The 23,119-nt window shown below is 66.0% G+C and carries 21 protein-coding genes, 3 tRNA genes and 1 pseudogene; 15 read left to right on the forward strand and 10 right to left on the reverse strand.

The genetic code is table 11. From position 1 onward, the window contains the following. Both E3O42_RS00005 and E3O42_RS00010 read right to left on the reverse strand, forming a co-directional pair. Positions 1–902, reverse strand: a 902-nt coding sequence (locus E3O42_RS00005; protein WP_134451906.1) for a coiled-coil domain-containing protein, incomplete at its 3' end; no start/stop codon positions are given. Next, positions 895–2,310, reverse strand: a complete 1,416-nt coding sequence (locus tag E3O42_RS00010; RefSeq protein WP_134451907.1) for a peptidoglycan DD-metalloendopeptidase family protein — start codon at positions 2,308–2,310, stop codon at positions 895–897. The genes E3O42_RS00010 and E3O42_RS00005, both read right to left, overlap by 8 nt. A 316-nt stretch (positions 2,311–2,626) precedes the next feature. Between E3O42_RS00010 and E3O42_RS00015 the strand changes: the two genes are divergently transcribed. From E3O42_RS00015 to E3O42_RS00025, 3 genes are all read left to right on the forward strand, one after another. Then, positions 2,627–2,699 (forward strand) — tRNA-Glu (locus E3O42_RS00015). Positions 2,700–2,783: 84 nt separating this feature from the next. Then, a tRNA-Asp gene (locus E3O42_RS00020) sits at positions 2,784–2,860 on the forward strand. 68 nt (positions 2,861–2,928) lie between these two features. Then, positions 2,929–3,001: transfer RNA gene (locus E3O42_RS00025), tRNA-Phe, on the forward strand. A 264-nt stretch (positions 3,002–3,265) separates the two neighbouring features. Here the strand turns inward: E3O42_RS00025 and E3O42_RS18675 are convergent. Beyond that, a complete protein-coding gene (locus E3O42_RS18675) occupies positions 3,266–3,394 on the reverse strand; it encodes a hypothetical protein (RefSeq protein WP_255454861.1) in 129 nt (42 codons plus the stop codon). Between the two features lie 87 nt (positions 3,395–3,481). On the opposite strand from E3O42_RS18675, the gene E3O42_RS00030 reads away from it, so the two are divergent. Then, positions 3,482–3,817, forward strand: coding sequence for a hypothetical protein (locus E3O42_RS00030; RefSeq protein WP_241984531.1), 336 nt, complete (start codon positions 3,482–3,484; stop codon positions 3,815–3,817). A 172-nt stretch (positions 3,818–3,989) separates the two neighbouring features. Here E3O42_RS00030 and E3O42_RS00035 read toward each other — a convergent pair whose 3' ends face one another. Further along, positions 3,990–4,613: a MerR family transcriptional regulator gene (locus tag E3O42_RS00035; protein ID WP_166787838.1), complete on the reverse strand. Its 624-nt coding sequence runs from the start codon at positions 4,611–4,613 to the stop codon at positions 3,990–3,992. Positions 4,614–4,698: 85 nt separating this feature from the next. Here E3O42_RS00035 and E3O42_RS00040 point away from each other — a divergent pair, with 85 nt between their 5' ends. Next, positions 4,699–5,658: a hypothetical protein gene (locus E3O42_RS00040; protein ID WP_134451909.1), complete on the forward strand. Its 960-nt coding sequence runs from the start codon at positions 4,699–4,701 to the stop codon at positions 5,656–5,658. 937 nt (positions 5,659–6,595) lie between these two features. Here the strand turns inward: E3O42_RS00040 and E3O42_RS00045 are convergent. Then, a pseudogene (locus E3O42_RS00045) lies at positions 6,596–7,009 on the reverse strand (IS1380 family transposase); the annotation flags it as partial. Positions 7,010–7,188: 179 nt separating this feature from the next. On the opposite strand from E3O42_RS00045, the gene E3O42_RS00050 reads away from it, so the two are divergent. From E3O42_RS00050 to E3O42_RS00070, 5 genes are all read left to right on the forward strand, one after another. Continuing rightward, positions 7,189–7,980, forward strand: a complete 792-nt coding sequence (locus tag E3O42_RS00050; protein WP_134451911.1) for a transglutaminase-like domain-containing protein — start codon at positions 7,189–7,191, stop codon at positions 7,978–7,980. Between the two features lie 98 nt (positions 7,981–8,078). Next, positions 8,079–8,702, forward strand: coding sequence for an acyltransferase (locus tag E3O42_RS00055; protein ID WP_134451912.1), 624 nt, complete (start codon positions 8,079–8,081; stop codon positions 8,700–8,702). A 1-nt stretch (position 8,703) separates the two neighbouring features. Beyond that, a complete protein-coding gene (locus E3O42_RS00060) occupies positions 8,704–9,357 on the forward strand; it encodes a hypothetical protein (RefSeq protein ID WP_134451913.1) in 654 nt (217 codons plus the stop codon). 164 nt (positions 9,358–9,521) lie between these two features. Then, entirely contained in the window at positions 9,522–10,781 is a 1,260-nt protein-coding gene (locus tag E3O42_RS00065) for an MFS transporter (protein WP_134451914.1), read from the forward strand. Next, a complete protein-coding gene (locus E3O42_RS00070; protein WP_134451915.1) occupies positions 10,778–11,794 on the forward strand; it encodes a TolB-like translocation protein in 1,017 nt (338 codons plus the stop codon). The genes E3O42_RS00065 and E3O42_RS00070 overlap by 4 nt, the downstream gene beginning before the upstream one ends. Before the next feature lie 8 nt (positions 11,795–11,802). Here E3O42_RS00070 and E3O42_RS00075 read toward each other — a convergent pair whose 3' ends face one another. From E3O42_RS00075 to E3O42_RS00085, 3 genes are all read right to left on the reverse strand, one after another. Then, complete coding sequence (locus E3O42_RS00075) at positions 11,803–12,057, reverse strand: hypothetical protein (protein ID WP_134451916.1); 255 nt, start codon at positions 12,055–12,057, stop codon at positions 11,803–11,805. A 432-nt stretch (positions 12,058–12,489) separates the two neighbouring features. After that, entirely contained in the window at positions 12,490–13,719 is a 1,230-nt protein-coding gene (locus E3O42_RS00080; RefSeq protein WP_134451917.1) for a glycosyltransferase family 1 protein, read from the reverse strand. A 108-nt stretch (positions 13,720–13,827) separates the two neighbouring features. Then, the gene (locus E3O42_RS00085) at positions 13,828–14,547 is read right to left on the reverse strand and encodes a hypothetical protein (protein ID WP_134451918.1); all 720 of its coding nucleotides are present in this window, start codon (positions 14,545–14,547) and stop codon (positions 13,828–13,830) included. Positions 14,548–14,685: 138 nt separating this feature from the next. Here E3O42_RS00085 and E3O42_RS00090 point away from each other — a divergent pair, with 138 nt between their 5' ends. From E3O42_RS00090 to E3O42_RS00110, 5 genes are all read left to right on the forward strand, one after another. After that, a complete protein-coding gene (locus tag E3O42_RS00090; RefSeq protein WP_166787839.1) occupies positions 14,686–15,345 on the forward strand; it encodes a hypothetical protein in 660 nt (219 codons plus the stop codon). Positions 15,346–15,348: 3 nt separating this feature from the next. Further along, positions 15,349–16,704 (forward strand): O-antigen ligase family protein, encoded by a 1,356-nt coding sequence (locus E3O42_RS00095; protein WP_134451920.1) that lies wholly within the window; start codon positions 15,349–15,351, stop codon positions 16,702–16,704. Between the two features lie 151 nt (positions 16,705–16,855). Beyond that, positions 16,856–18,037 carry a hypothetical protein gene (locus E3O42_RS00100; RefSeq protein WP_134451921.1) on the forward strand — a complete coding sequence of 394 codons (1,182 nt, stop codon included), beginning with the start codon at positions 16,856–16,858 and terminating at the stop codon, positions 18,035–18,037. 121 nt (positions 18,038–18,158) lie between these two features. Continuing rightward, positions 18,159–18,995, forward strand: a complete 837-nt coding sequence (locus E3O42_RS00105) for a glycosyltransferase family 2 protein (protein WP_134451922.1) — start codon at positions 18,159–18,161, stop codon at positions 18,993–18,995. Between the two features lie 122 nt (positions 18,996–19,117). Next, entirely contained in the window at positions 19,118–20,494 is a 1,377-nt protein-coding gene (locus E3O42_RS00110) for a glycosyltransferase family 4 protein (protein WP_134451923.1), read from the forward strand. Between the two features lie 94 nt (positions 20,495–20,588). On the opposite strand, the gene E3O42_RS00115 is transcribed toward E3O42_RS00110, so the two are convergent. Both E3O42_RS00115 and E3O42_RS00120 read right to left on the reverse strand, forming a co-directional pair. Beyond that, positions 20,589–22,055 carry an oligosaccharide flippase family protein gene (locus tag E3O42_RS00115; RefSeq protein WP_166787840.1) on the reverse strand — a complete coding sequence of 489 codons (1,467 nt, stop codon included), beginning with the start codon at positions 22,053–22,055 and terminating at the stop codon, positions 20,589–20,591. After that, positions 22,052–23,119 (reverse strand): glycosyltransferase family 2 protein, encoded by a 1,068-nt coding sequence (locus tag E3O42_RS00120; protein ID WP_134451925.1) that lies wholly within the window; start codon positions 23,117–23,119, stop codon positions 22,052–22,054. Before E3O42_RS00120 ends, E3O42_RS00115 begins: the two co-directional genes overlap by 4 nt.

Here is a 23,119-nt window from a genome sequence, read left to right on the forward strand (position 1 = left end):
CCGGGAGCGGCGGGAGCCGGAGCGGCCGGGACAGCAGCGGCTGGAGCGGCGGGTGCGGACGCGGCGGGCGGGTTGTTCCGGACGGCGGCGGCAGCGGCGGCGGCCTGGGCCTTGGCCAGCGCGGCGGCGGATGCAGCGGCATCCAGCCCGGTCTGGTACTCACGCTCCGCGTCCGCGGTGGTGTCCTTCAGCAGGGCCAGCTGTTCGTAGAGCTCCGACGATTTCTTCAGCTCGACGTCGAGTGCGGCCTGGGCGCCCAGGGCGGCGTCGTTGGCCGACTCGTACTTCTCCTTGGACTCGGTGCTCAGGCGCTTGCGTTCCGCCGTGGCGGCTGCGGCCTGGGCGATAAGCGATTCCGCGGTGTTCTTATCCTGCACGGCCTGCCGGTAGATGGTCTCGGACTGCTCGCTGAGCTTGCTGGCCGTGCCGAGCTGGCTGAGCAGGTTGTCGGCGGTATTGCCGTTGAGGAACAGGTTGAGTGAGAGGTCCTGGGCGCCGGTCTTGGCCAGGTGCGCGGCGATCAGGCCGGCTCGCATCTTCGAGGTGTCTGCGGCCTTCTGCGCCACGGCGGACTGCCTGTCCAGGCTCTCCTCGCGGGCCGTAGCCGCATCGAGGTCGTCCTGAGTGACCCTGTAGGCCTCCGCAGCCATCTGGGAGCCCTGCGACGCGGCCGCCGACGACTCCTGCAGGCCCTCGAGCAGGCCGGTGAGGTTCTCGATCTCCTTCGCCTTGGTGGCCTCGCTTTGCTTGGCCTTGGCGACCTCGTCCCAGCTGGGATAGTCCTGGTCGGCGAAGGCCGGCACGGCCACGCCGGCCGCGGCGGTCACCGAGCCGATCATCGCGGCCGACAACAGCGCGGCCGAGGTGCGCCGTGAGCGGCGGGTGGACGTGTGCTCAGCCAAGTGGGGCTCCCCTGTCGGACATGAACGGAACGGCGTTGATGCGGTTACCGCCGGTGAACACCTCGAAGTGCAGGTGGCAGCCGGTGGAGGCTCCGGTGGTGCCGGAACTGGCGATGTTCTGGCCTACTTCCACGCGCTGGCCGACCGAGACGAAGATGCCGCCGTCGCGGATGTGGGCGTAGCCCGTTGCGACACCGTTGCCGTGGCTGATCTGCACGAAGTTGCCGTAGGTGCCCTGGCGGCCCGCGTAGATGACGGTTCCCGTTGCGGCGGCGTAGATCGGCGCGCTGCAACCGGTGCTGATGTCGGTGCCGTAGTGGAAACCGCTGCTGCAGCCGCCGCTGCCACAGAGCACGGAGCGGGGGCCGTAGCCGTCGGTGATGCGTCCGCCGGCCGGCACACCCCAGCCCTGGCTGCCGACCTGGCCGCCGCTGAGGCCTGCTCCGGCCGATCCGGTCGCCCCGCCCGACGAGCTGGGCCTGGCGGCCGCGGCGCGTGCGGCTTCCGCCGCGACCTGGGCGAGGCGCGCCTTCTCGGCTTCCGCGGCGATCCTGGCCCGTTCGGCGACGCCGGCCTCGTAGCCCGCGGTCGTGGTGGCCTGGGCGTCCTGCATGAACTGGAGTTGCTGCTCGAGAATCACGCTCTGGGCCTCGGAGTCGGCGAGGGCTCCCGCCGCCGCATCGGCCGCGTCCTGGGCCGCGACCATGGCGGCCTCGGCCTCGACGCGCAGGGCCTCGCGCTCGGCGCGGGCGACGGTGGCCTGGTCGCCGAGCGATTGGGCGGTGTTGTTGGCGCTCTGGGCCTGCTCGTACACGTCGCTGCTGCGTTCGACGAGTTTGCTCATGCTGCCGAGCTTCGACAGCAGTTCGTCGGCACCTTCGCCGCTTTGCTGGCCGTCGATGAAGAGGTTGACGCTGAGGTCGGTGCCGCCGGTGCGGTAGAGCTGCGCGGCGAGCTGGCCAGCCTGCGTGGTGGCGGCGTCGGCCTCGGTCTTACTGGTGTCCGCCTGGGCCTGCAGGTCGCTGGCGCGACGGCTGGCGTCATCGAACTTGTCTTGGGCGACCTCGAGCTCGACTCCCCGAGCCTCGGCCTCTGCCTGGGTGCGTTCCACCTCGGTCTGGAGACCCGCGATGAGATTCTGGATCTCGGTGACCTGCGCGGAGGCCGCATTGGTGTTGGACTTTGCGGCGAGCACGTCATCCCAGCTGGGATAGTCCACGGCCATGGCCGGGCTGATCGGGCTGGCCAGGGTCACCGCGAGGCCCAGGGCCGCGGCGAAGCCGGTCACGCCCATCGTCGCCTGGCGGGTGCCGATTCGCTTGCTTCGGGTGGGCTGCTGCCGGTTAGGCCGCAGCCGGTTCAGGCCGGCGCGAACTCCGCGGCTGATCACGGTTGCCGTGCGCTTCATAACTCCCCGATCGGGTCTGTGCTCGTCACATTCGTCACTGTGGTAACTCTGGTCACAATAACAAACCCCGCTGATTGGCCGAGGGTTGCATAAAACCTAACCCTCCCAGGCCCCGGCTCCCCGCCCATTCGTGGGCGCGGTGAAAAGCGACACGCCGGGGTACGGAGCGGGCCCGATTCGGGTTCCGGCCCGGAATCACGCGGCGCACGGGCCCGCGGCCCCGCGCCGCAGGTGCCGGCCGTTGTGGCCGATTTGAACTATCCCTCTTTCAGCACTTATGATTATGCGTCGGAAGTCATCAGCTTCCGAAAAGCAAGGCCCCATCGTTTAGCGGCCTAGGACGGCGCCCTTTCACGGCGTTAACACGGGTTCGAATCCCGTTGGGGCTACGCATACTGTAGGTTGTACTCGGCACGAAAAGTAAGACAGCAAGATAGCAAGATCGCAAGATCGCAAGAAAAGCATCATCGTTTGGCCCTGTAGCGCAGTTGGTTAGCGCGCCGCCCTGTCACGGCGGAGGTCGCCGGTTCAAGTCCGGTCAGGGTCGCCAAGGCGACAAGCCCTTTCGAAAGAAGGGGCTTTTCGTCCTTCTGAAGGCGTCTCTCGCAGCCGCCTTCTGGCCCTGTAGCTCAGTTGGTAGAGCGTTCGACTGAAAATCGAAAGGTCACCGGATCGACGCCGGTCGGGGCCACTGAAATCCTCGTGAGGCTTCTACTTGCGGGGATTTCTTCATTTCTGCGATGGTTTTCAGTCGATCGCCCTGGATACACCCCGCACATTCAAATCAGGCCTTCACGTCGCTGTCCCATCACTTCGGCCGCCCGCTTCGATCCCTTGACGACGAGCCCTTCTGCCCGCACAGCTGGCGTCTTGTGCGACCAGCATGCCGAGTCCGCCACCAGGTTGCCGCCGCGGCGGGGCGTAGGCTTTCTTATTCGCAGGGCGGTTGCTTTCGTCAGCGCGAGGCATGCAAGGGACTGTGCTCTACGCGCTTGGCGCCCTCGGTTAGCATTTCCAGATCCGAGTCGAAATATAAGTCGGCAAGAACAAGGAGCGCACCAGAAATCTGGATGACGATACCCACGAGAGAATCCTTAGGGCATCGTCGTCAGGTCGTGTTCGCTGCCTCTCGTGTGTACAGCCATAGGCTCCAAGCGACTAGCGTGGCTTCATGTCGCTGGCATTCTGGATATGCGTTCTTCTCACTCTCATCAGCTCCCTGGTGAGCCTCGGCTACGCCCTCGCGGGGGTGCGGTCCTCAACGGAGGCATCCCGTGTTCCGTCGCAGTATGCGCTCGCCCGTAGCGCCGCTCTCGTGGTCGTGGCTGCAGTTTCCATCCTCAGTGCCTCTACTGAATTTGCGGCCTCTGCTGCAATAGCCATGATTGCGGTGCAATCGTTCGATGCCGTGATCGGGGGCCTGCGTGCCGACCGAGTCAAAACTTTTGGACCGGCTTTCACTGCCCTGGCCAACGCAGTGGCGCTGGTGTGGCTGCTCACTTCATAGCGGCGCCCGCCGGCCCGCTAGATGGGGAGCTGTCGGAATTCTCTAATTCGCGATGCCGATCGACGATTCATATCTGACCTATAACGATCGAACGAGAGGAGCATCGCGTGATCGCCCAGTGCGGCTACCGCAACACTGTTGTTGCAGGGCGAATGGACCGCGGTATCCCTCCTCAGCACTGAGCCTGCTGGGCCCCAGCCGCGACCGACTCCCCCGCCGCCCGTCGAAAGGCGGCGAACAGGACATCACCAAGCACCGTGCCCATGATGACCATTTCGACCTTGCTGGCACGATCGGGGCGGCGATCAACCTCGGCCATGTCCGCTACCGCAACGTCGCGCGCTGCCTTTGCGTAGGCCGCATACCAACTCTCACTCACGCCGGTCGATCCGTCGTCTTCGGTAAATGCTGAAAAGACCTGTGCGGCTGCGAGGCGACCAGGGTTGTGAGGCTCGATTGCCCAACCCGTTAGCACCGCATCGACGCTCTTCAATGAGGCGGGCGAGATCGCGGTCTGATCGATTACAGGTGAGACTGACTTCTGCGCGACCCCGAGGGCACGGAAAATCGACTCCGTGGAGTCCACAACGGAGAGAACATCTCGAGCGGTAGCGATCGGGACACCGCCAACTTCGAGTAGAGCACGAACCAAACGCAGTCGTCGAACATGTGAGTCGTCGTATTCGGCTTGATTCGGCTTGACCAACTCCCCCGCGGGCAGAAGCTGCTCGCGAATGTAGAACTTGATCGTCGCTACATTTACACCGGCCAGGGTGCTGAGTTCTGATATCTTCACTGATAGTCCCACTTACTGTTAGTGACACTTACCGTTAGTGTCGCTATCAATAACACTATGGGACTCCGCCGTGGAAAGGAAAATCATGCGCATCACCGCCCCACCATCGGGACCTCTTCTCGGAGACTGGCATCGGCCTCTCCTCGCCCTTGCTTTGTTGATGGCGGGCGCTGCTGTCGCTAGTGCTGTTGGTCTACTGGTTGATCAGCGCGAACTCGTCGGGGCGGCCGCGTGGGCGAAGCCGTTGAAATTTGCGCTTTCGATCGGCGTCTACTCCGTGACGCTTGCATGGCTCATCGGACAGCTCCGGCGCTGGCGCCGCGTGGCGTGGTGGGCGGGCACTCTTACTGCAATAGTTCTCGCGATAGAGATGGTCATCATTATCGGAGCGGTCCTGGCCAACACGACTAGCCACTTCAACGTGTCGACACCCTTCAATATCGCCCTCTGGAGCGTCATGGCGGGGTCCGTGGTTGCCGCCTGGGTCGCCTCGATGGCTGTCGCAATGCTGTTGTTTCGCACTGACCTCGGAAGCCCCGCACGGTCAATCGCCATCAGAGCAGGCGTTGCCCTTTCCCTCGTGGGAATGGCGCTCGCATTCCAGATGGCCAAACCCACATCCGAACAACTCCGAAACCCTTCGGGCGTTGAAGGCGCCCACGCGGTGGGCACAAGCGATGCCGGTCCCGGGCTATTTTTGCTCGGGTGGAGCACCATCGGAGGAGATCTCCGAGTCCCCCACTTCGTCGGAATGCACGCAGTTCAAGTCCTCCCGCTCGTCGCCTTGCTCCTCGCGATCGCCGCGCGGAAAATTCCTCTGCTTCGCGATCCAGCCACACAGACGCGTCTCGTTGCGACAACAGCCGCGCTGTACTTTGGCGCTCTAGTCGTCCTTGAAGTTCAAGCGACCATTGGTCAATCGGTAATCACGCCAAGCATCCCCATAGCCGTCGCCGCCACCGCACTTTTCGGTGGCGCCACCCTCGCAACTGCACTAATTCTCCGTGCCGCCCGCAAGAAGGCACATTCGCCAACTGCACCGTGACCCTCCGGCGGTGCGCGGCGCATGCCCTTGCCGCGAAGCGTGCGGTCGATTGGGAGTCGCGCAATCCATTGGCCTCGAAATGGAGCCGAAAGGAAAGAGCGGTCCGTGACCCTATGAGGGTGCCTGTGTGGCTGGGTTGGTTCTTCTGCGTTCGTTAGGCTGTTTTTGGGTCCATTGGTTCCGCTCGGATCCTCGGTCCGAGCAGTGGTGCAGTGCATGGCATATCGAGCAGGGGTGCACGCCACATTCGCGTCGTTGGGGGTTGCCGTTGCGCTGGATGGCTGTGAGCGACATGCCTGCTTGATGAAGAGTTCGGGCCGCAGGAACGACGTCCAGCAGCCCTCGTTCCCGCTGTCGCCGACGTTGGCTCGGGACACGATCCGGTGCCCAACCCGGCAGTACGTGGCGTCAAGAAACAGCCCGAGCTGGCGTCAGACCTTCGCCAGCAGCGGTCTCAGCTGAACGAAAAAATCGCGCAACTCCGGCGTACTGGCACAAGGCTGGATGACGCCATCGGAACGCTGTGAATCCGTGTGACGTTTGTGCCCTACCCGGGCCGGATAAAGAGCCACGACCGAAGTGAACTTTCGGTTGCACGGATGCGACACCCCAATCCACTTGTGCGCGACAGACGGCTGGCTGGCGACAGGGGGTGACATTCAGCGGTGCCAGAACGGCGCCACGCATTCGAACGTTTTCGACACATTTCACCGTGACTTTGGAATGCGGCCAGTCCGGGCAGAAGGCGGATTCGCGGTTCGGCGGCTGTCCCGGCAGAGATGCATAGCCTGGGAGACGTCGGTGCGTCAAGAGAAAACCGACGTTTTCAACTTGACTTTGTTGCGCACTGTGGCGGCCGTCGCAGAACCGTTCCAGGGAACCCGCCGAGGGCCGCAGTGACGCTACTCGCCCCGAAGAAGCCCGGAGATTCCGAGATCGCTTTGGCCAGGGCGGCGCCGACGATGGTCGCTGCGGCGCGGGTGAAGTTTGCCGTCACGGCCAAAACCAGCCAGGCGGCGTTGGTGGTGAAGACGCCCGAGGGCAGGTGGGCCAGAACGCTGTTATTCAGATCTGCATCGACGAGTTCGATAAGCGCGTGAGCCCGGTGGGTTTTGTCCGCGGCGACCGTGAAATGGTGACACTGGTCCAGTGTTTTCGCGGCCTCGTCGTAGATGGTGTCGGTGCATTCAATGGCCTCCCAGGTGTCATTGGGGATGGCCGCGATCGCACGTTTCACGGCCGGATTCATCCGCGCTGTCACCAACACGGCCGCGCCCGCTTTGATCGCTGCGCTCATCGTGGCGTAACCGTAGAACAAGGAATCGGTGCGGAGTAGAACGCGGGCGGCGGTCATCCCTAAAGGAACTCAGGCACAGCGAAACGCAGGTCGAAGATGCCGGCAGTCCGCAATAACTCCTGAAAGAGCCGTGCTCTTACTCGAATGGTCACCGGATCGACGCCGGTCGGGGCCACTTGGCCATCTGCGGGCTTCTACCGCAGGTGGCCTCTTTTTTATGCCACGATGTGGGCATGAAACGCTCCGCTTCCGCGCATCTCGAACTGGTTGCCCTCGGGCCCGCCGAGCTGGTCCTGTCCGTCGCCGTCGCCGCGGACGCGAGCGCCACGGAGCTGCTCACCATCGTGCAGAACGGCACCACGCTGGCGTATCGGGAGACCCTCGATGCTCACGGAACCCGGCTTCAGCTCGTCTCGGTTCAGGCCGGCCGCATCGACATCGACTACACGGTCGAGGTGTCGGGCGAATCCGAGGCCGCGGAGGTGTCCGACATCGACATCGTGCGGTACCTGCGGCCCAGCCGGTATTGCGAATCCGACCACCTCTGGCCCACCGCACAGGCCGAGTTCCGTGGGCTCACCGGCACCGTCCTGCTCGACGCGATCACCTCCTGGGTGGGCCGGCACCTGAACTACGTTCCCGGTGCCAGCCTGCCGACGGATGGAGCGGTGCGCACCCTGCTGGCCCGGCAGGGCGTCTGCCGCGACTACGCGCACCTCGTGATCGCGTTCCTGCGCTCGCACGACGTGCCGGCCCGCCTGGTGTCGGTCTATGCCCCCGGCCTGTCACCGATGGACTTCCACGCGGTGGCCGAGGCGTACCTCGACGGCGCCTGGCAGGTCGTCGACGCCACCGGGCTCGCTCCGCGTCAGTCGCTCATGCGTATCGCCACGGGTCGGGACGCCGCAGACACCGCCTTCCTCTTTTCGGCGGGCGCCGCCGTTCAGCTGAACGTGCTCACCGTCACGGCCGTGGCCGATGTACTGCCACTGGATGACGTCACCCGGCTGGCCCGGCTGAGCTAGTCGTTCGGGCGGGGTCTCGCCGAGTTCCGCCAATCCGGGCATACTGAGGGCGACTAGATGCACTGACCCTGTCTGAATGACTATTCGGGACGGCCCTCATGACGCAGAAGACCCACCAGATCGCCCACGCCGCGCAGATCGCGCCCACCGCGGATGTGGACCCCCGCGCGGTGATCGGCAGCGACGTCACGATCTGGCACCTGGCCCAGGTCCGGGAGGATGCGCAGCTGGGGTCGGGGTCGAGCCTGGGCCGCGGCGCCTACGTCGGCCCCGGTGTCATCCTCGGTACGAACTGCAAGGTGCAAAACTACGCCCTGTTGTACGAACCGGCTGTGCTGGGCGACGGCGTCTTCGTCGGGCCGGCCGTCGTCTTCACCAACGATGTGTTCCCCCGGGCGATCAACGTCGACGGCAGCCGCAAGAGCGCGGCGGACTGGGACGCTGTCGGGGTGAGCGTGGGCACCGGAGCCTCGATCGGCGCGCGAGCCGTCTGCGTCGCCCCGGTCAGGATCGGTCGGTGGGCCCTGGTCGCCGCCGGCGCCGTGGTGACTCGGGATGTCCCGGATCACGCCATCGTTGCCGGGGTTCCCGCCCGGCGGATCGGTTGGGTCGGAACGGCGGGAATCCCCCTGGTCGCCGCCGGTGGCGACCTCTACAGGTGCCCATCCACCGGCGACTCGTATCGCGAGCTGGACGGCACACTCGTGGGCACGGAGACCTGAGATGCGCCGCAGACTCGCCGCCGGCATCGCGGTCGCCGCAGTCCTCCTCGTCACAACCGGCGGGGTGCTCGTTCTCCAGCAGGCCAGCACCGCAACCGCTCCCTCGGCAACATCGGTGAGCAGCGGAAACGAGCCGCCACCGTCCTCCAGGGAAACACCGTCACCGTCCACGAGTCCGCCGGCTGCCCTGCCAGGATCCTCCTCGAGCGCCGCACCCGGCGAATCCACCGAGGCGCGGGGGACCGAACCGGACGCACCGGTCGACACCCCACCTGGATCCACACCGCTGCCGGCCTTGGTGACACTGCCCTTGCCTGACACGTCAAGCGCGGTCGGTTCGGTTGTGGCCGGTTTCCCGGATCGCGTTCTTCCCGCTGCGCCGCAATCCACGATTGCTTCCAGCTCGGTTGCGGCGGAGGGATCCAGGCTGCAGGCCACCTTGTCGGCCGAGACATCCCTCACCCCCCTGGAGGTGTTGGACTTCTACCGCACAACCCTGGCTGAAGTCGGATTGGTCGACGCCCCGGTACCGGCGGTCGACGGATCGACGGCGCTCGCTTTCACCCGAGGCTTGAACACCGTCACGCTCACCGTCACACCGATCGAGAACGGTTCCCAATACACGGTTTTCGGCACCTTCTCCGCAGAAAGCTGACACCGAACTGTGGCCGACACTCCCCCCGCTCTGGGGACAGGCACCCACCATTGCCCGCGCTACAGTCACGAAACCATCATTGAGCCAACTCAGTGCAGAACCCGGGTGCGTCCTGAGGGGTGAGCCGTCACACCGCCTGTGATCCGGAAAATGCAGGGAGAAGAATGTACATTTCGTTCTCGGACCGTAGAGGCGGGGTCACCACCCCACCGAAAACGGCCGCCAAGGTCTCCTCGGTCGTCGTCAGCCTTGGCGTTGTGAGCATGCTCACAGATATCTCCTCCGAGTCCGTCGCGGCCATTCTCCCGCTCTACATCACCGGCGTGATCGGGCTGTCGACTGTCGCCTACGGCTTCATCGACGGGCTCTACCAGGGGATCAGCGCCTTCGTGCGCATCGCCGGAGGCTGGGCCGCCGACCACGGAGACCAACCCAAATGGGTCGCCTTCTTCGGCTACGGAGTGTCCGCCATCGCCAGAGTCGGCCTGCTGTTCGCCGCGGGGTTCGGCACCCTGATCGCCGTCCTCGCTCTCGACCGGCTCGGCAAGGGCGTGCGCACCGCGCCGCGGGACGCGCTGATCGCTGCGTCCTCCGAACCGGAAAACCTCGGCCGTTCGTTCGGCGTGCACCGCATGCTCGACACTGTCGGCGCCGCGGTCGGTCCGTTATTGGCGTTCGTGATTCTGTTCTTCATCCCCGACGGGTACAGCACCATCTTCGTGGTCTCGTTGGCCTTCGCGATCCTGGGTGTCGCCATCCTCGGCATCGTCGTTCCCAATACGAGGCCGCGGGCGGAGCGGGCAGCCCTGGCCGCCGACCAACGCCCGCCGGCGCGCTTCCGATGGCGCCAATTGACCGACCCGCGACTCCGCCGCCTGCTGTTGGGCGCCGGGCTCCTCGGCGTCCTGACGATCGGCGACGGCTTCATCTACCTGGTCCTGCAGAGCAGGGGCGCATTCGCCGCGGCGTGGTTCCCCCTTCTGTACGTGGGAACCAACGTCGCATTCCTGCTTCTGGCGATCCCGCTGGGCCGACTCTCCGATCGGTTCGGGCGTGGGCGCATCTTCATCATCGGCCACATCGCCCTGCTGGCAGCGTACGTCAGCGCTGCCCTCCCGGTCGCCGGCCCGCTCGTGACTATTCTCTGCCTGGTCTTGCTCGGCACGTTCTACGCCGCGACCGACGGCATCCTGGCCGCACTCGCCTCACAGTGTGCGCCCCCGGAGGCCCGCGCCAGCGGCATCGCGGCCGCACAGACGGTTGTCGCGCTCACCCGGCTGATCGCATCGACCGGCTTCGGATTGCTCTGGTTCGCACTGGGGCGTGAAAACGCGATGCTGGTCGCGGCCGCGGCCCTGGCCGTTGTGATCCCGGTGGTGGCGATACTCCTGCGTGGCGTCGTCTCACGGCAGCCGGCGCGATGACCGCCCGCCGCCGGTTCTGGCTGGCAGCCATCATCGGCATCCTCTTATTGGCCGGTGCCGCCGGGTACGGAATCGTGGCATGGGCCGAGCACCGCGCCCGCGCCTCGGCCCCCAGCGAGGTGGAGTCCGTGGCGTCGGATGTTCGGCCGGCCGGAGCCCGGATCGTCTTCCGCAATACCGCCCTCGGCGCCGGGTACGGCCTCGTCGCATCCGTACCGCTGTCCGATCCGTCGGCTGCGCGCAGCGTCACCGATCTGGCCTGCGACCGCGTCTACGCCACTGCCGCCGTGCAGTCCTGCCTGCACATCGACCGAGGGGTGGTCACCACCTTCAACGGCACCCTGAGCGACGCCTCCGGACGAGAAACGCGCTCCTGGCCGCTGGCCGGGGTGCCCAGCCGCACCCGCATCTCGGCCGATTCGCGGCTGGTCGCCGCCACGTCGTTTGTGACGGGTGAGGCGTACGGCACCGTCGGATTCGCCACCATGACGACCATCTCACGGACCGACGGCAGCCAGGACTACGGCAACCTCGAGGACTTCGCACTCTTAGTCGACGACGTGCTCATCACCGCTGCCGATCGGAATGTCTGGGGGGTCACGTTCAGTGACGACGACAATACGTTCTATGCAACGGCCGCCTCGAACAATCAGACCTGGCTGGTGCGCGGTGATCTCGCCGCCCGAACGCTCACGGCCATCAGGGACACCGCCGAATGTCCGTCGCTGTCACCCGACGGCGGGCGCATCGCCTACAAGAAGGAGGTATCCACCTCCGTCACGCCGCAGTGGTCGATCGCCGTGCTGGACCTCGCCACAGGTACCGAGACGTTGCTGCACGAGAAACGCAACGTCGACGACCAGGTGCTCTGGCTGGACGACGACACTCTTCTCTACGGGCTCGCCCGGGAGGACACTGTCGGCGACAGCGATGTCTGGTCGGTGTCCGCCGACGGGACGGCCGTCCCCGAGCTTTTCCTTGCCCACGCGTGGTCGCCATCCGTCGTCCGGTAGCCCTGCCGCTACGACGCGTGGTCGGCCATGGGCAATGGCATCGTCGGCGCTTGGGCGATGCCCGGCCGGCCCAGGAGGGCGAGAAGCCCCGCGCGATGCGTCCGCCGTCCCAGGCGGAGCATCAGGCCGAGACCGATTCCGGCGGAGAAGAGAGCGCTGGCGACGGTGCCGTGCCGGGAGCCGTACAACTTGACCCGGTTGGCGGTGAGTCTGGAGAACAACGACGGCGACTGTTTGAACTCGCCCTCGGCATGCAGGGCCACCGCCACCGGGGTATACCGCAGCACGAAACCGAGGTCGCGTGCTCGGAGCGCGAAGTCGATTTCTTCAGAGCAAGGTAGAAGGACTCGTCCCACTGCCCCACAGCAGGCGCGCACTCCCGAGACACGAACATCGCGGCGTCGGCATTCGTGGACGCGCGGTATCGGGGCACAAAGTACGCATCGCAGTCCCCGAGGTGTGCGATCCCGGCGTTCGCACCGGCGGCTTATCCCCCGTTGCACCCGAGTCGCACGACGTCGAACCCGGGAGCGAGCGCGCGCACCGTGCCGACGGTGCCGTCGTGCGAATCGTTGTCGACGACAACGACCCTGAGATTCGCTCCGTCGACACAGCTTTTCAGCAGCGACTCCTCCCGGGGATGTCTTCCTCGGCGTTCCACGTCACGATGACGACGCCCAGCCGGCTGTCTGTGCTCACGTACGGGTCCTCGAATCCTCGTTTCGCGGCGCCCAGGCCGCCTGCTCGATCAGTCTTACTGTCTCGCGGGACGTTGCACCCCAGCCGCGGGTGACCCTGTGCGCCATCGTCGTTCGCTCCGCCGCTGACAAGCCCCGGCCAACGGCTCTGCCGAGCCCGTCGGCCAGCGCCCCCGGGGTGGTGGCGGCCCATTGGACATCGGGGTTCGGAAGCACATTGCGCGCGTACGGGGCTTCGGTGACGACGGGAATCGCGCCGGCGGCAAGCATCTCTTCCGCCACGAGCGTGATGTTCGTGAACGAGATGGCAAGACCGGCTTTGCTTGAGTTGTATAGCTCATTGAGGGCGCTCGGCGAGAGACGCCCGTGTTGCACGACAGGGATGCGCCAGTCGTCGACGGCGTCCCCGTAGATATGGATGGGCTCCTCGGGGTGTCGGCGGTGGAACTCCTCCAGGGCGAGTCGTCCCAGCAGGTAACCGCGCCGGTCCGAGCCGGGCTTCGTGTAATAGACGACGCCGGAGCGCTCCCGATCAGGGTTGTCGAGGCGATAGACGTCGGTGTCGCAACCGAACGGGACAACCGCATGGTCGATGCCACGATCCGCAAGCTCGCAGGCCACGAGCTCGCCGAGAGCGATGTTGACGAAGCCGAATCGGTAGCTGTCCTCGGCGAGTGCGTAGAGAGTGCCTTTGGCGTGGAAGTAGGGCTCGAAGTCCTGGATGAAGTACAGCATCGCCGTGGCGGTTCGTACCCGGGAGGCGATCACGTGGGCGCTCTCCCAGGAGGTGGCGACATAGGCATCCGCCCCGCCGATCCCGAGCGTCGCGTCCCGCACCTCGGCCGAAACCCCGGGCCAGAACCGACGCAGCACCCGCCGGTGCCGCTCATGGTCGCCGCCGTGCCTGTCGTACAAGAAGACGACACAGCGATGCCCAGCACGCTCCGCCGCCTCGACCATGCGAAAGAGTGTGGTGTGCCCGCCCGAACCCGGGCTGGGCGGCGTGCACACCCACGCGATCGTGAGCGCGCTGCCCTGCGGGACGGGCTCGCTGGGCGAGCGCACCAAACGGGTCGAATCCGCGATGTCCGAGTCGAGCAGCGGAAAGTCGAGGGCTCCGACATCAATGCGGGTCGAGAGACGCCGGACCAGGCGCCTCGTCGCGTCGGTCAGGCCGTCCTGCCGTGCACGCTGCGCAATTTCCCTGAACCCCGGCGTCGCCTTCATCGGTAGTTCCGGACCTGGCGAATCGGGACGTCGTTCTTGCTCATACAATCGGCTCCGTGATCCCCCAGGTGGGATGAATGACGCTCGGTTCTTGGTGCTGTGCAGCGATTATGCACCGATGTCAGGTACCGCGATCCCCCCCGTTCGAGGCTCCCGGCGCGACGGACGCCTCAGAGCATGCGGCCGCCGCGGGCGGCGATTGACGAACACGCGGTCGACGACCAGCGCCATCAACACCGCCCCGGACAGGCCCAGCAGCACGGTCACCGCGACCGCTCGCACGGGATTGCCCGTAACGTTCACGACATCGGCCGAACTCGGTGACACGAGGACCCCGACCCGATAGCCACCCTCGACGCCGCTCCGGTTCTGACGCTCAGTGACGATGTTGAGCAGCTCGGTCACGGTGGCGTCCAACACGACTCGGGCGCGCTCGGCATCCGGCTCAACGACATCGACGAGGAGCACCGGTTCCCGGAAGTTGAGGTTCCACTGATTCCCGTCGTTGACCAGCCGTACACTGACGCCCGATCGGATGCCGGCACCGGCCAGGGTGGCATTGGGCGACGCGAATCGGAGCTGGGCAGCGTTGCCGTTGTACTGCTTCTCCACGAGGGCGGCGAAATCGATCAACTCCTCCGCGCGCTCCCCGATGGCGTTGGCGCCCTCGGTCAGCGCCGGCGGCGGGAGCAGCCGCACCGAGGCCTGTGTCGAATACACCCCAGGCATGCGGGCCACCAGGACGGCGCAGAGCGCCGAAACCACGAGAACGGCTAGCACGACGAGCCACTGCCGGGCGATCACGCGAAGGAGCTGAACCATTGTCATGACCAGCACCTTAGTTCGAACCTTCAGGAATCGGCACTTTCAGTCTATTGTGGGGACCTCAAGCCCCCTATGAGTGGAAGTGGGTAGTAGATGTACTTCCGCGATCTCGGTCTCAGCCTTGTGCGGCGTTGGCCGTTAGTGCTGGTAGGAATCGTTTTAACGGCTGGCCTCGCGGCGGCCGTCTTTATCCTGGTGCCCGCGTCCTGGACCGCGAGGGCGAGCGTCCTGATCCTGCCGCCCGCGACGGTCGTCGGTGAAACCGGCAATCCGTACCTCTTTCTCGGAGGACTCGGGCAGGCGTCGGATGTGCTGGCCAAACGGCTTGACGCCGAGGACGCTCACACCTCAGCGGAGGAGCGCTACAGCGGCGCCGAGTTCACCGTCGGGACAGACCGTGGCTCACCGGCGCCCGTGATCCTCATCGAAGTGGACGCACCAACGGCTGATGAGGCTCTCGAACTCGCACGCGAACTTCACGCTCAGGTTCCCCTCGAACTGGTCGCGATGCAACGGGACCTCGACGTACCGTCTGATGCCCTCATCACGAAGTCTGATATCACCGTCGACACGGTGGCGACACTCAACCCGAAGACGCGCATTCAGCTCACGGCCATCGTTGCGACTGCGGGTCTCGCGCTGACCGTTCTACTCATCGGCCTCGTCGATGGGCTCGCACGCCGGAGGCGCGATCGCACCGAGGCCGAGCTGGAGGAACTCGACGCCATCCAGGCGGACGATCGCCTGCGCGAACCGGTGTACCGGTCGACGGCGGCAACCGATGACCCGGCGACGGCGTGATCGGTGAGCTCCCTCCGCGCCAGAACCGAGTTGCGGCGCCGTGCCACATTGCAGGCTGCACCCGATGCGGTCACGATGCTCACGCTCTATCTCATCGTCCTCTACGGCATTCCGTCGACGTTGCGCATCAGCACCCTCGGCAGCATGGGCTCCATCGGCATTCTTGTGGGCCTCGGTACCCTCATCTGGTGGGCCTGGTACCGGGTTCAGCTGCGCATCCCTCTCGATGAGGCCCGGAACAATCCGGCGCGGATCGGCGTTTTCGTCCTCGGGGGCGCGCTGCTGCTGAGCTATCTCGCGGCGATGACCCGGGCAATTCCCTCCTCCGAAATCAGCCCGGCCGACACCGGGATGCTCCGGGCGGCCGCGCTCATCGGGGTCGCGTTGCTCGCCTTGGACGGGCCGCCGAGCATGGAGCGGTTCATGGTCTTCATTCATCGGTTCGCGATCGCCGGGGGGCTCATTGCGGCCCTCGGACTGGTGCAGTTCATCACCGAGCAATCGTTGGTGGACCAGATTCCCCTTCCCGGTTTCGTGGCGTCGGCGGATTATTCCAGCCTGGTGCTGCGTGGCGGCCTGACGCGCCCGGCCGGCACGTCAGTGCACCCGCTGGAGTACGCCGTCATCCTCTCGATGGCTCTTCCCGTCACCGTGGTCTGTGCCTTGCATGCACGACGTGGCCGCGTTGCCCTGTGGGTGACGGCGGGGCTCATCGTGCTCGCTCTCATGCTTTCGAGCTCTCGATCGGCCTACGTCGGCCTGGCGGCCTCCGTGATTCCGTTGGTCTTCGGGCTCGGGCGCGTAGCACGACGGTGGATCATCGTGGGCGGTGTCGTGCTGGGCGGTTTCGTCTACGTTGTCGCGCCCCGGGCTCTGACCAACCTGCGGTACCTGTTCGTGGCCGGCGCCGACGACCCCAGCGTGCAGTCCCGAACCTCCAGTTACTCGGTGATCGAGACGCTCTTCCCGCACTTTCCCCTCACCGGGCGAGGATTCGGCACGTTCCTGCCCGCCTACCGGATCTTCGACAATGAGTACCTGGTGCTGTTGATGGAGATCGGAATCGTCGGGTTGGTCGCCGTGATCGGACTCCTGGTCGCCGCGATCGTCGGGGTGCTGCGTGCGCGCACACGCTCCCAGGACACTTTCACGCGCGATGTGGGTGTAGCCCTGATCGCCTCCCTGGCCGCCGGGGCTGCGCTGTTAGCGCTCTTTGACGCCCTCTCGTTTCCGCAGGCAGCGGGCACTCTGTTCCTGGTGATCGGGCTATGCGGAGCGTACCGCCGGCTACTCACTCCTGGCATTTCCCTGCCGGACCGGACGCCCGCGAGAGGGCCCCAGGGCACGCAAAATATCTGATGCAAACTCATTTTTGATTTGGGGTCACGGAGTTCGTGGTTTAGCATTGCCGAGGTTACACCAGGCACCACCCCCAAAGGGGGTCAGGACCACGCCTGAATCCGCTATCAGAAACATGCGGCCAATTCGGTCGCGTAGGAGGATCCACCCGATGACACATATCGGCAAAGCATCGAAGTACACGACAACGAAGACTCGGCAACGTCCGCTGATCGCCACCGCGATCACCTCTGCGGTGGTCATCGCTGTCGTTACAGGAGGCAGCATAGCCGCTTCCGCACACAATGACAATGGCGACTCGACCACGTCATCCGCGTCGGTTCAAAAGAAGAGCTCCAGCGACTCGCGCTGGTGGCAGGACAAAACGAATGACAGGCGAAGCCACGACTCCGAGAAGCGCACAGCGGGAAGCTCCCAGCCCTACCGGCCCACGCCGACGACACCGCCCGCGACCACCCCACCGGTCACCACGTCACCCGTCGACACGCCGCAGGTGACCACGCAGCCGGTGACCACCCCGGCCGTGACCACCCCGGCAGTGGCCGCCCCGGCCGTCGCCGCCCCGGCGCAGTCCGGGACGTGGCCGACCGCGGCGACGACCGGTTATCCGGCCGGCACCAACCTCAAGCCCAGTGACGGAATCACGGTCACGACTGACGGTGCCGTCTACGACGGTGTCGAGTTCAACGGCGACGTCACGATCGAGGCCAACAACGTGACCATCCGCAACTCCAAGGTCAACGGCCGCATCGACATCCGCGCTCCCTATGCGAACCTGCTGGTGCAGCGGGTTGAGATCGCCGGCCCCGGCGCCGGCTACACCACGAAGTACCCCGGCATCGGCTATGACAACTTCACCGCGGATGGCGTCAACATCCACGGGTGGGGCGACGGCGCGATGTTCGACTCGAATGTCACGATCAAGAACTCCTGGATTCACGACATCCCCGTCTCGGGTGATTCGCACAACCAGGCCATCCTGAGCCTCGGTGGCCCGAACTTCACGATCGTGAACAACCGTCTCGACGCCGGAAACGAGGGCAACTTCACCGCTGCACTCTCCTTCCTGAACCAGTGGGACGCGTTCACGAACACGCTCGTGCAGGGCAACCTGTTCAACGGCGGCGGCTACTGCGTCTACGGCGGCGGCGAGGACAAGGGCAACGCGGCACGCCCCTCCTCGAACGTTCAGTTCCTCGACAACACGTTCGGTAGTGAAAAGAACCCCAAGTGCGGCTACTACGGCCCGGTGACCGCGTTCGACGCGGGTGGTGCCGGCAACGTGTGGTCCGGCAACGCCATGGCGAACGGAACAGCAGTCACGGCCCCTTGACGGGTTCAGCCCCGTAAGTACACTGGCGGCATCCCGGACTCCCGGGGTGCCGCCGTCTGTGTACTCAAGGGGCAAACATGATCCGTTGTCCGCTGTGGCAGCATCCTCGCTGGGCTCAGCGATGAATGATATCCGTGCGTCCATAGTGATCGCCGCGCACAATGAGGAGCAGGTCATTGCCCGCACCCTCGAAGCCCTGACGCCCAGCATCCGCTCGGGCGGGTTCGAGGTGCTGGTCGTGTGCAACGGTTGCACCGATCGCACCGCGGAGATCGCGCGCGGGTTCGCCGGGGTCACCGTGGTCGAACTCGACATCGCCTCGAAGGTCGCCGCGTTGCGAGAGGGCGACCGCCTGGCCGGCCCCGGAGCACGTATCTACCTCGATGCGGACATCGTCCTGACCAGCCGGGCCGCGACGGATGTCGCCGCGGCGCTCACGACGGGCGCCCTGGCCGCGCGCCCGCCGCGCAGTTTCGATGTGCACCACGCGGCTTGGGTCGTGCGACGCTGGTACGCCCTGCGACAGAGCCTGCCGTCGATCTCGGGCACCTTGTGGGGTGCGGGCTGCTATGCCCTCTCAGAAGGCGGACGCGCCCGATTCACCGAGTTCCCCGACATCCTCTCCGACGATCTCTTCGTGCACAGCCTGTTCTCCGCTGACGAGATCGTCATCGTCGCGACCGACCCCGTGGTCATCACCACGCCGCGACGCACCGCCGATCTTCTGCGCATCCTTCGACGGCATCACCGCACGCAGGGCGAGGTTGCCCCCGCGGTCTCCCCGACTGGCGGGCGGGCCAGCCAGCTCAGTGACATCCGCGCGCTATTGCGTAGGAATCCGATGCGCATCGTCGATGTCGGCGTGTATGTCGTGACCATCGCCTACGCGAGGATGCTCGCGCGCGCCGGAAGCAATGTGGGCTGGGAACGCGATGCGAGTTCGCGCGAGGCTCACTGAGCGCTCCGCAACCACCCGACCCGGATGCCGAGGAAGACTCACCTCCCACTGGCGGGTGCGGGCAAGGTTCGCTACTGTGTGCGCCACCACGCAGGACGCGTGCGCCGAGGGGAGTCACACCTGTGCCAACAAATCGAGTGCTCATCATCGTGCAGAACCTGCCGGTGCCCCTGGATCGACGCGTCTGGCTGGAGTGCAACGCACTCGCCGCGCAGGGGTACACGGTGTCGGTGATCTGTCCGAAGGGGCCGGGTGATGGTTCGTATGAGTTGCTCGACGGCATCGCCATCTACAAGTACCGGCCCAGTCCGGAGGCGCGGGGCGTGTTCGGATTCGCACTGGAGTTCACCTGGTGCTGGATTCTCACTGCTCTGCTGTCCCTCCGGGTGCGCCGCGAGCGCGGCTTCGACGTCATCCAGGCCTGCAACCCGCCAGACACGTACTGGCTGCTGGCCTGGCTCTGGCGGGCACGGGGCGTGCGATTCATCTTCGATCAGCACGATCTCAACCCCGAGCTGTTTCTCTCCCGGTTCGGCAAGCCGTCATCGCCCGCGGCGCGCATCGAGTATCGGGGATTGCTGTGGTTGGAGCGAATGACCTACCGGATCGCCGACCGGGTGATCTCTACGAACGGCTCCTACAAGGCAGTGGCCGAGAGGAGAGGCCATCGCGACCCTGCGACGGTGACCGTGGTTCGCAGCGGCCCGGACACCCGGGTCATGCGGCCCGTCTACCCCGACCCGGCCATCCGTGGTGACGCGGACGCCTTGCTGTGCTACCTGGGCATCATGGGGCCACAGGACGGCGTAGAGACCATGCTCGACCTCATGCACGAGCTGGTGCACAAACGGGGCCGTGTGGGCCTGCACGCTGTGCTGCTGGGCTTTGGTGACTGCCTCGAGGACCTCAAGGCCCGCAGCACGGAGTTGGGTCTCGACGGCAACGTGCGCTTCACCGGTCGGGTCGGGCCGTCCGAGATCGCCCAGTATCTGAGCGCGGCCGACATCGGCATCGGTCCCGACCAGAAGACCCCACTGAACGACCTTTCCACGATGAACAAGACGATGGAATACATGGCATACGCCCTCCCGTCCGTCTCGGTCGATCTGGTCGAGACCCGCGTCTCGGCGGGCGACGCCGGCGTCCTCGTGGCTTCGGGCGACATCAGCGCATTCGCCGACGCGGTCGAAGCGCTCCTCGACGACCCGGCGCGTCGCGTCCGGCTCGGTCTCGCCGCACGACGTCGGGTCTCTGAGCACCTCGACTGGCGCCCCCAGGCGCGCGCCTACGTCGGCGTCTTCGACTCCCTGCTGGACTCACCGCCCGACGCCACCAAGCTCACGGCCTGGCCCTTCGGCAGCTCAGAGAAGGAGCTGCCCGCCACCGCACGGTACGTCGATCTGGACGACGAGACTGAGTTGGCGCGCTTCATCCAGGACCGTTGCGCCCTGCCGGTGCGAGTCGCCGAAGCACCCCTGGTCACGAGAGACACCGACTAGAAGCCGCGGGTGCCGCGCCGCTATGCGGGTGGCGCAGCGCTCCCGGAGGTGTGCTGGGCGACGAAACGGGCGTGGATCAACCGGCACCGTTCAGCTAGGCCCCGGCAGGCTGGTCCGGAACGGCCCGCGCTTCGCGCCACAGTTTCCTCCACACGGGGACCGTGACCGCCAGGTAGGCCAGCAGGCCGCTCAGTCCGCCGGCAATCAGCGCCAGCCAGGGGCTGTCGACCAACGACGCAACGAGCGCCGCGATGACCGCGGCGAGAACGGCTGCCGCGGCCAGGGGCAGGAACGCCCAGAGCTGAGCGGACACCCGCGCGCCCAGCACCCGCGAAATTGTGACCATGTAGAGCGGCACCACCACGAGCCACGCAACGACCGCATGCGCCCAGCCCGCTCCGGCGATGCCGAAGAGTTCAACCCCGAGCATCATGGCCGGGATGAGAGCGATCAGCCAGACGGCCTGCACCCAGAGCAGACCGCCCGTGCGCCCAGCTCCGACACTGAGGTCGGCGAAGAGCTCGGACAGGATCCGGGCTGCGCCGAAGACACCGAGGCCGAGCAGCGCCACCGCGGCGGGCGCCCAGCGTTCTCCGTAGAGGGCCGTCATCAGTGCGGTGCCGAGGGCGCCGATCATCGCACACACCGGGAACGCCGCCCAGGCGATGCCCTGCACCAGACGAGGAGTGAGTGCGGCCAGCTGCCCACCGGCGGCAAGGCGCCCGAACGCCGGCACCGCCACGGTGCGGATGATCGTCGTCAGCACGGTACTCGGCAGCGCGGCGAGGTTGAACGCGATGAGGTAGAGCCCCAACTCCTGGGGTCCCAGCTCCCGCCCCACGACGATGTAGTCGACGTTCAAGAGTATGAAGGCCAGGAAATTCGCTCCAGCTAGGGGCAGGCCGAGTCTGAGCAGACCCGGCAACTCGACGCGGTTCCAGCCGGGGAGGTAGCGGCGGGGAACGATGATCCAGTAGCCGATGGTGGACACCGTCTGCCCGATCACTCGGGACCAGGCGAGGGCCATGGCCCCCCAGCCGATCATGGCAAGCGGCACCGCAATCAGCATCGTGACTGCGATCGCACCGATATCGACGACGAGCCGTCGTTTCTGCAGGAAGTCCCGCCAGACCAGCGCCGTGGGCACCGAGGCGAAGGATGCGAGGATCACGCTCAGCGCCATGACCTGGATGACGGGGGTGGCGCTCGCGTCACCGAGTGCAGTCGCCAGCCATGGCGCGGTCACGACCATGGTGATGGTGAGCAGTGCGCCGGTGACCAGCGAGAGGGTGAACACTGTCGGTGCTATCGCGTCCGGGTTGCGGTCACCCCGGGCTATTGACGCCGTCGTGCCCAGTTCGGTGATGTTCAGCGCGATGGTCTGTGCGACGAGGGCGACCGCGAGGGCCCCGAACTCCTCTGGGGCAAGGATGCGGGCGAGGATGAGGGTCGTCAGGAATTGGAGGAGCTTGGAAAGCGCGACGTTGAGAGACCCCCACGCCGATCCCCCCTGTACCCGGGACCGGAGGGAGAGCTCCGGAGTGACGTCCGCCCTGGTCACGCGATCCCAGCAACCTCGGAGAGCACACCGCGCACCCTGTCGAGCTGGGTGCGGCCGCGCTCGATCGCCCGTTGGGTGGGAGCGGGTGTTTTGCCACTGGACTGTCGTGAGACCCTCCAGCTGATGCGCCGGGCGGACGCCGATCCCGGCGACAGTTCCTCGGCCAGGGCGAGCAGGGCTTGTATCTCGCCCAGGCGCGCCCCACGGTCGAGTTCACGCTGCGCGAGGACGCTGGCCTGCCGGGCGATTGCCTGCCTCGTCCGTTCAATAAGTCGATCCGAAGCCGGCACCAACGGTGCGAGCTCCGGGCCGTTGATGACCTCGAAGGCGCTGAGCCGATGACGCATGTCGACGGCCATCGTCGCAAACTGCGTGAGGTGCATGTTGGCCCCGTGCATTCGGTAGAAGGCCTGGGGGCGGCCGTTCACCCGTGCGACGTCCCATCGTGCCGCCGTGCGCAGCCAGTACTCGAGATCACCGGAATGCGGCAGGAGGGGGTTGTAGCCGCCGGTCTCGCGAAGCGCCCGGGTGCGCATGACGACCTCGGGGGACACAATCAGGTTGCGACCCCGGGAGGCGGTCCAGTCGATCCACTCTCGCCCGTCCCACACGCTCCAGGTCTCCGGCAACGGCCGGTGTCGGGGCACGGGGTCGTCAGAGAAGACCGAGGCGTGCCCGTAGACCAACCCGACACCGGGGAAACGGTCCATCAACCGGGTAGCGCGGCCGAGCGCACCCGGGGCCACCAGATCGTCGGCCGAGACAAGTGTGATGTACTCGGTGTTCACGGCGGCCAGTCCGTCGTTGTAGGTCTGGATGTGTCCGCGGTTTCGGGAGTGGATGATCGCGCTGACGTGGGACGGGTTGGCCGCGGCGAGCCGTCGAGCGACATCGCCCGATCCGTCGGGTGACGCATCATCGACGATGATGACGTGGGCGTCGACATCGCTCTGGGAAAGTGCGCTGTCGACGAGATCCGGCAGGAATAGGCCGTAGTTGTAACACGGGATCACCACTGTGACCGAGGCGCGACGGCCAGGCCGGCCTGGCCGCACGAGCTTCAT

Origin of the sequence: Cryobacterium adonitolivorans, from assembly GCF_004402695.1 — a bacterium.
Taxonomy (GTDB): domain Bacteria; phylum Actinomycetota; class Actinomycetes; order Actinomycetales; family Microbacteriaceae; genus Cryobacterium; species Cryobacterium adonitolivorans.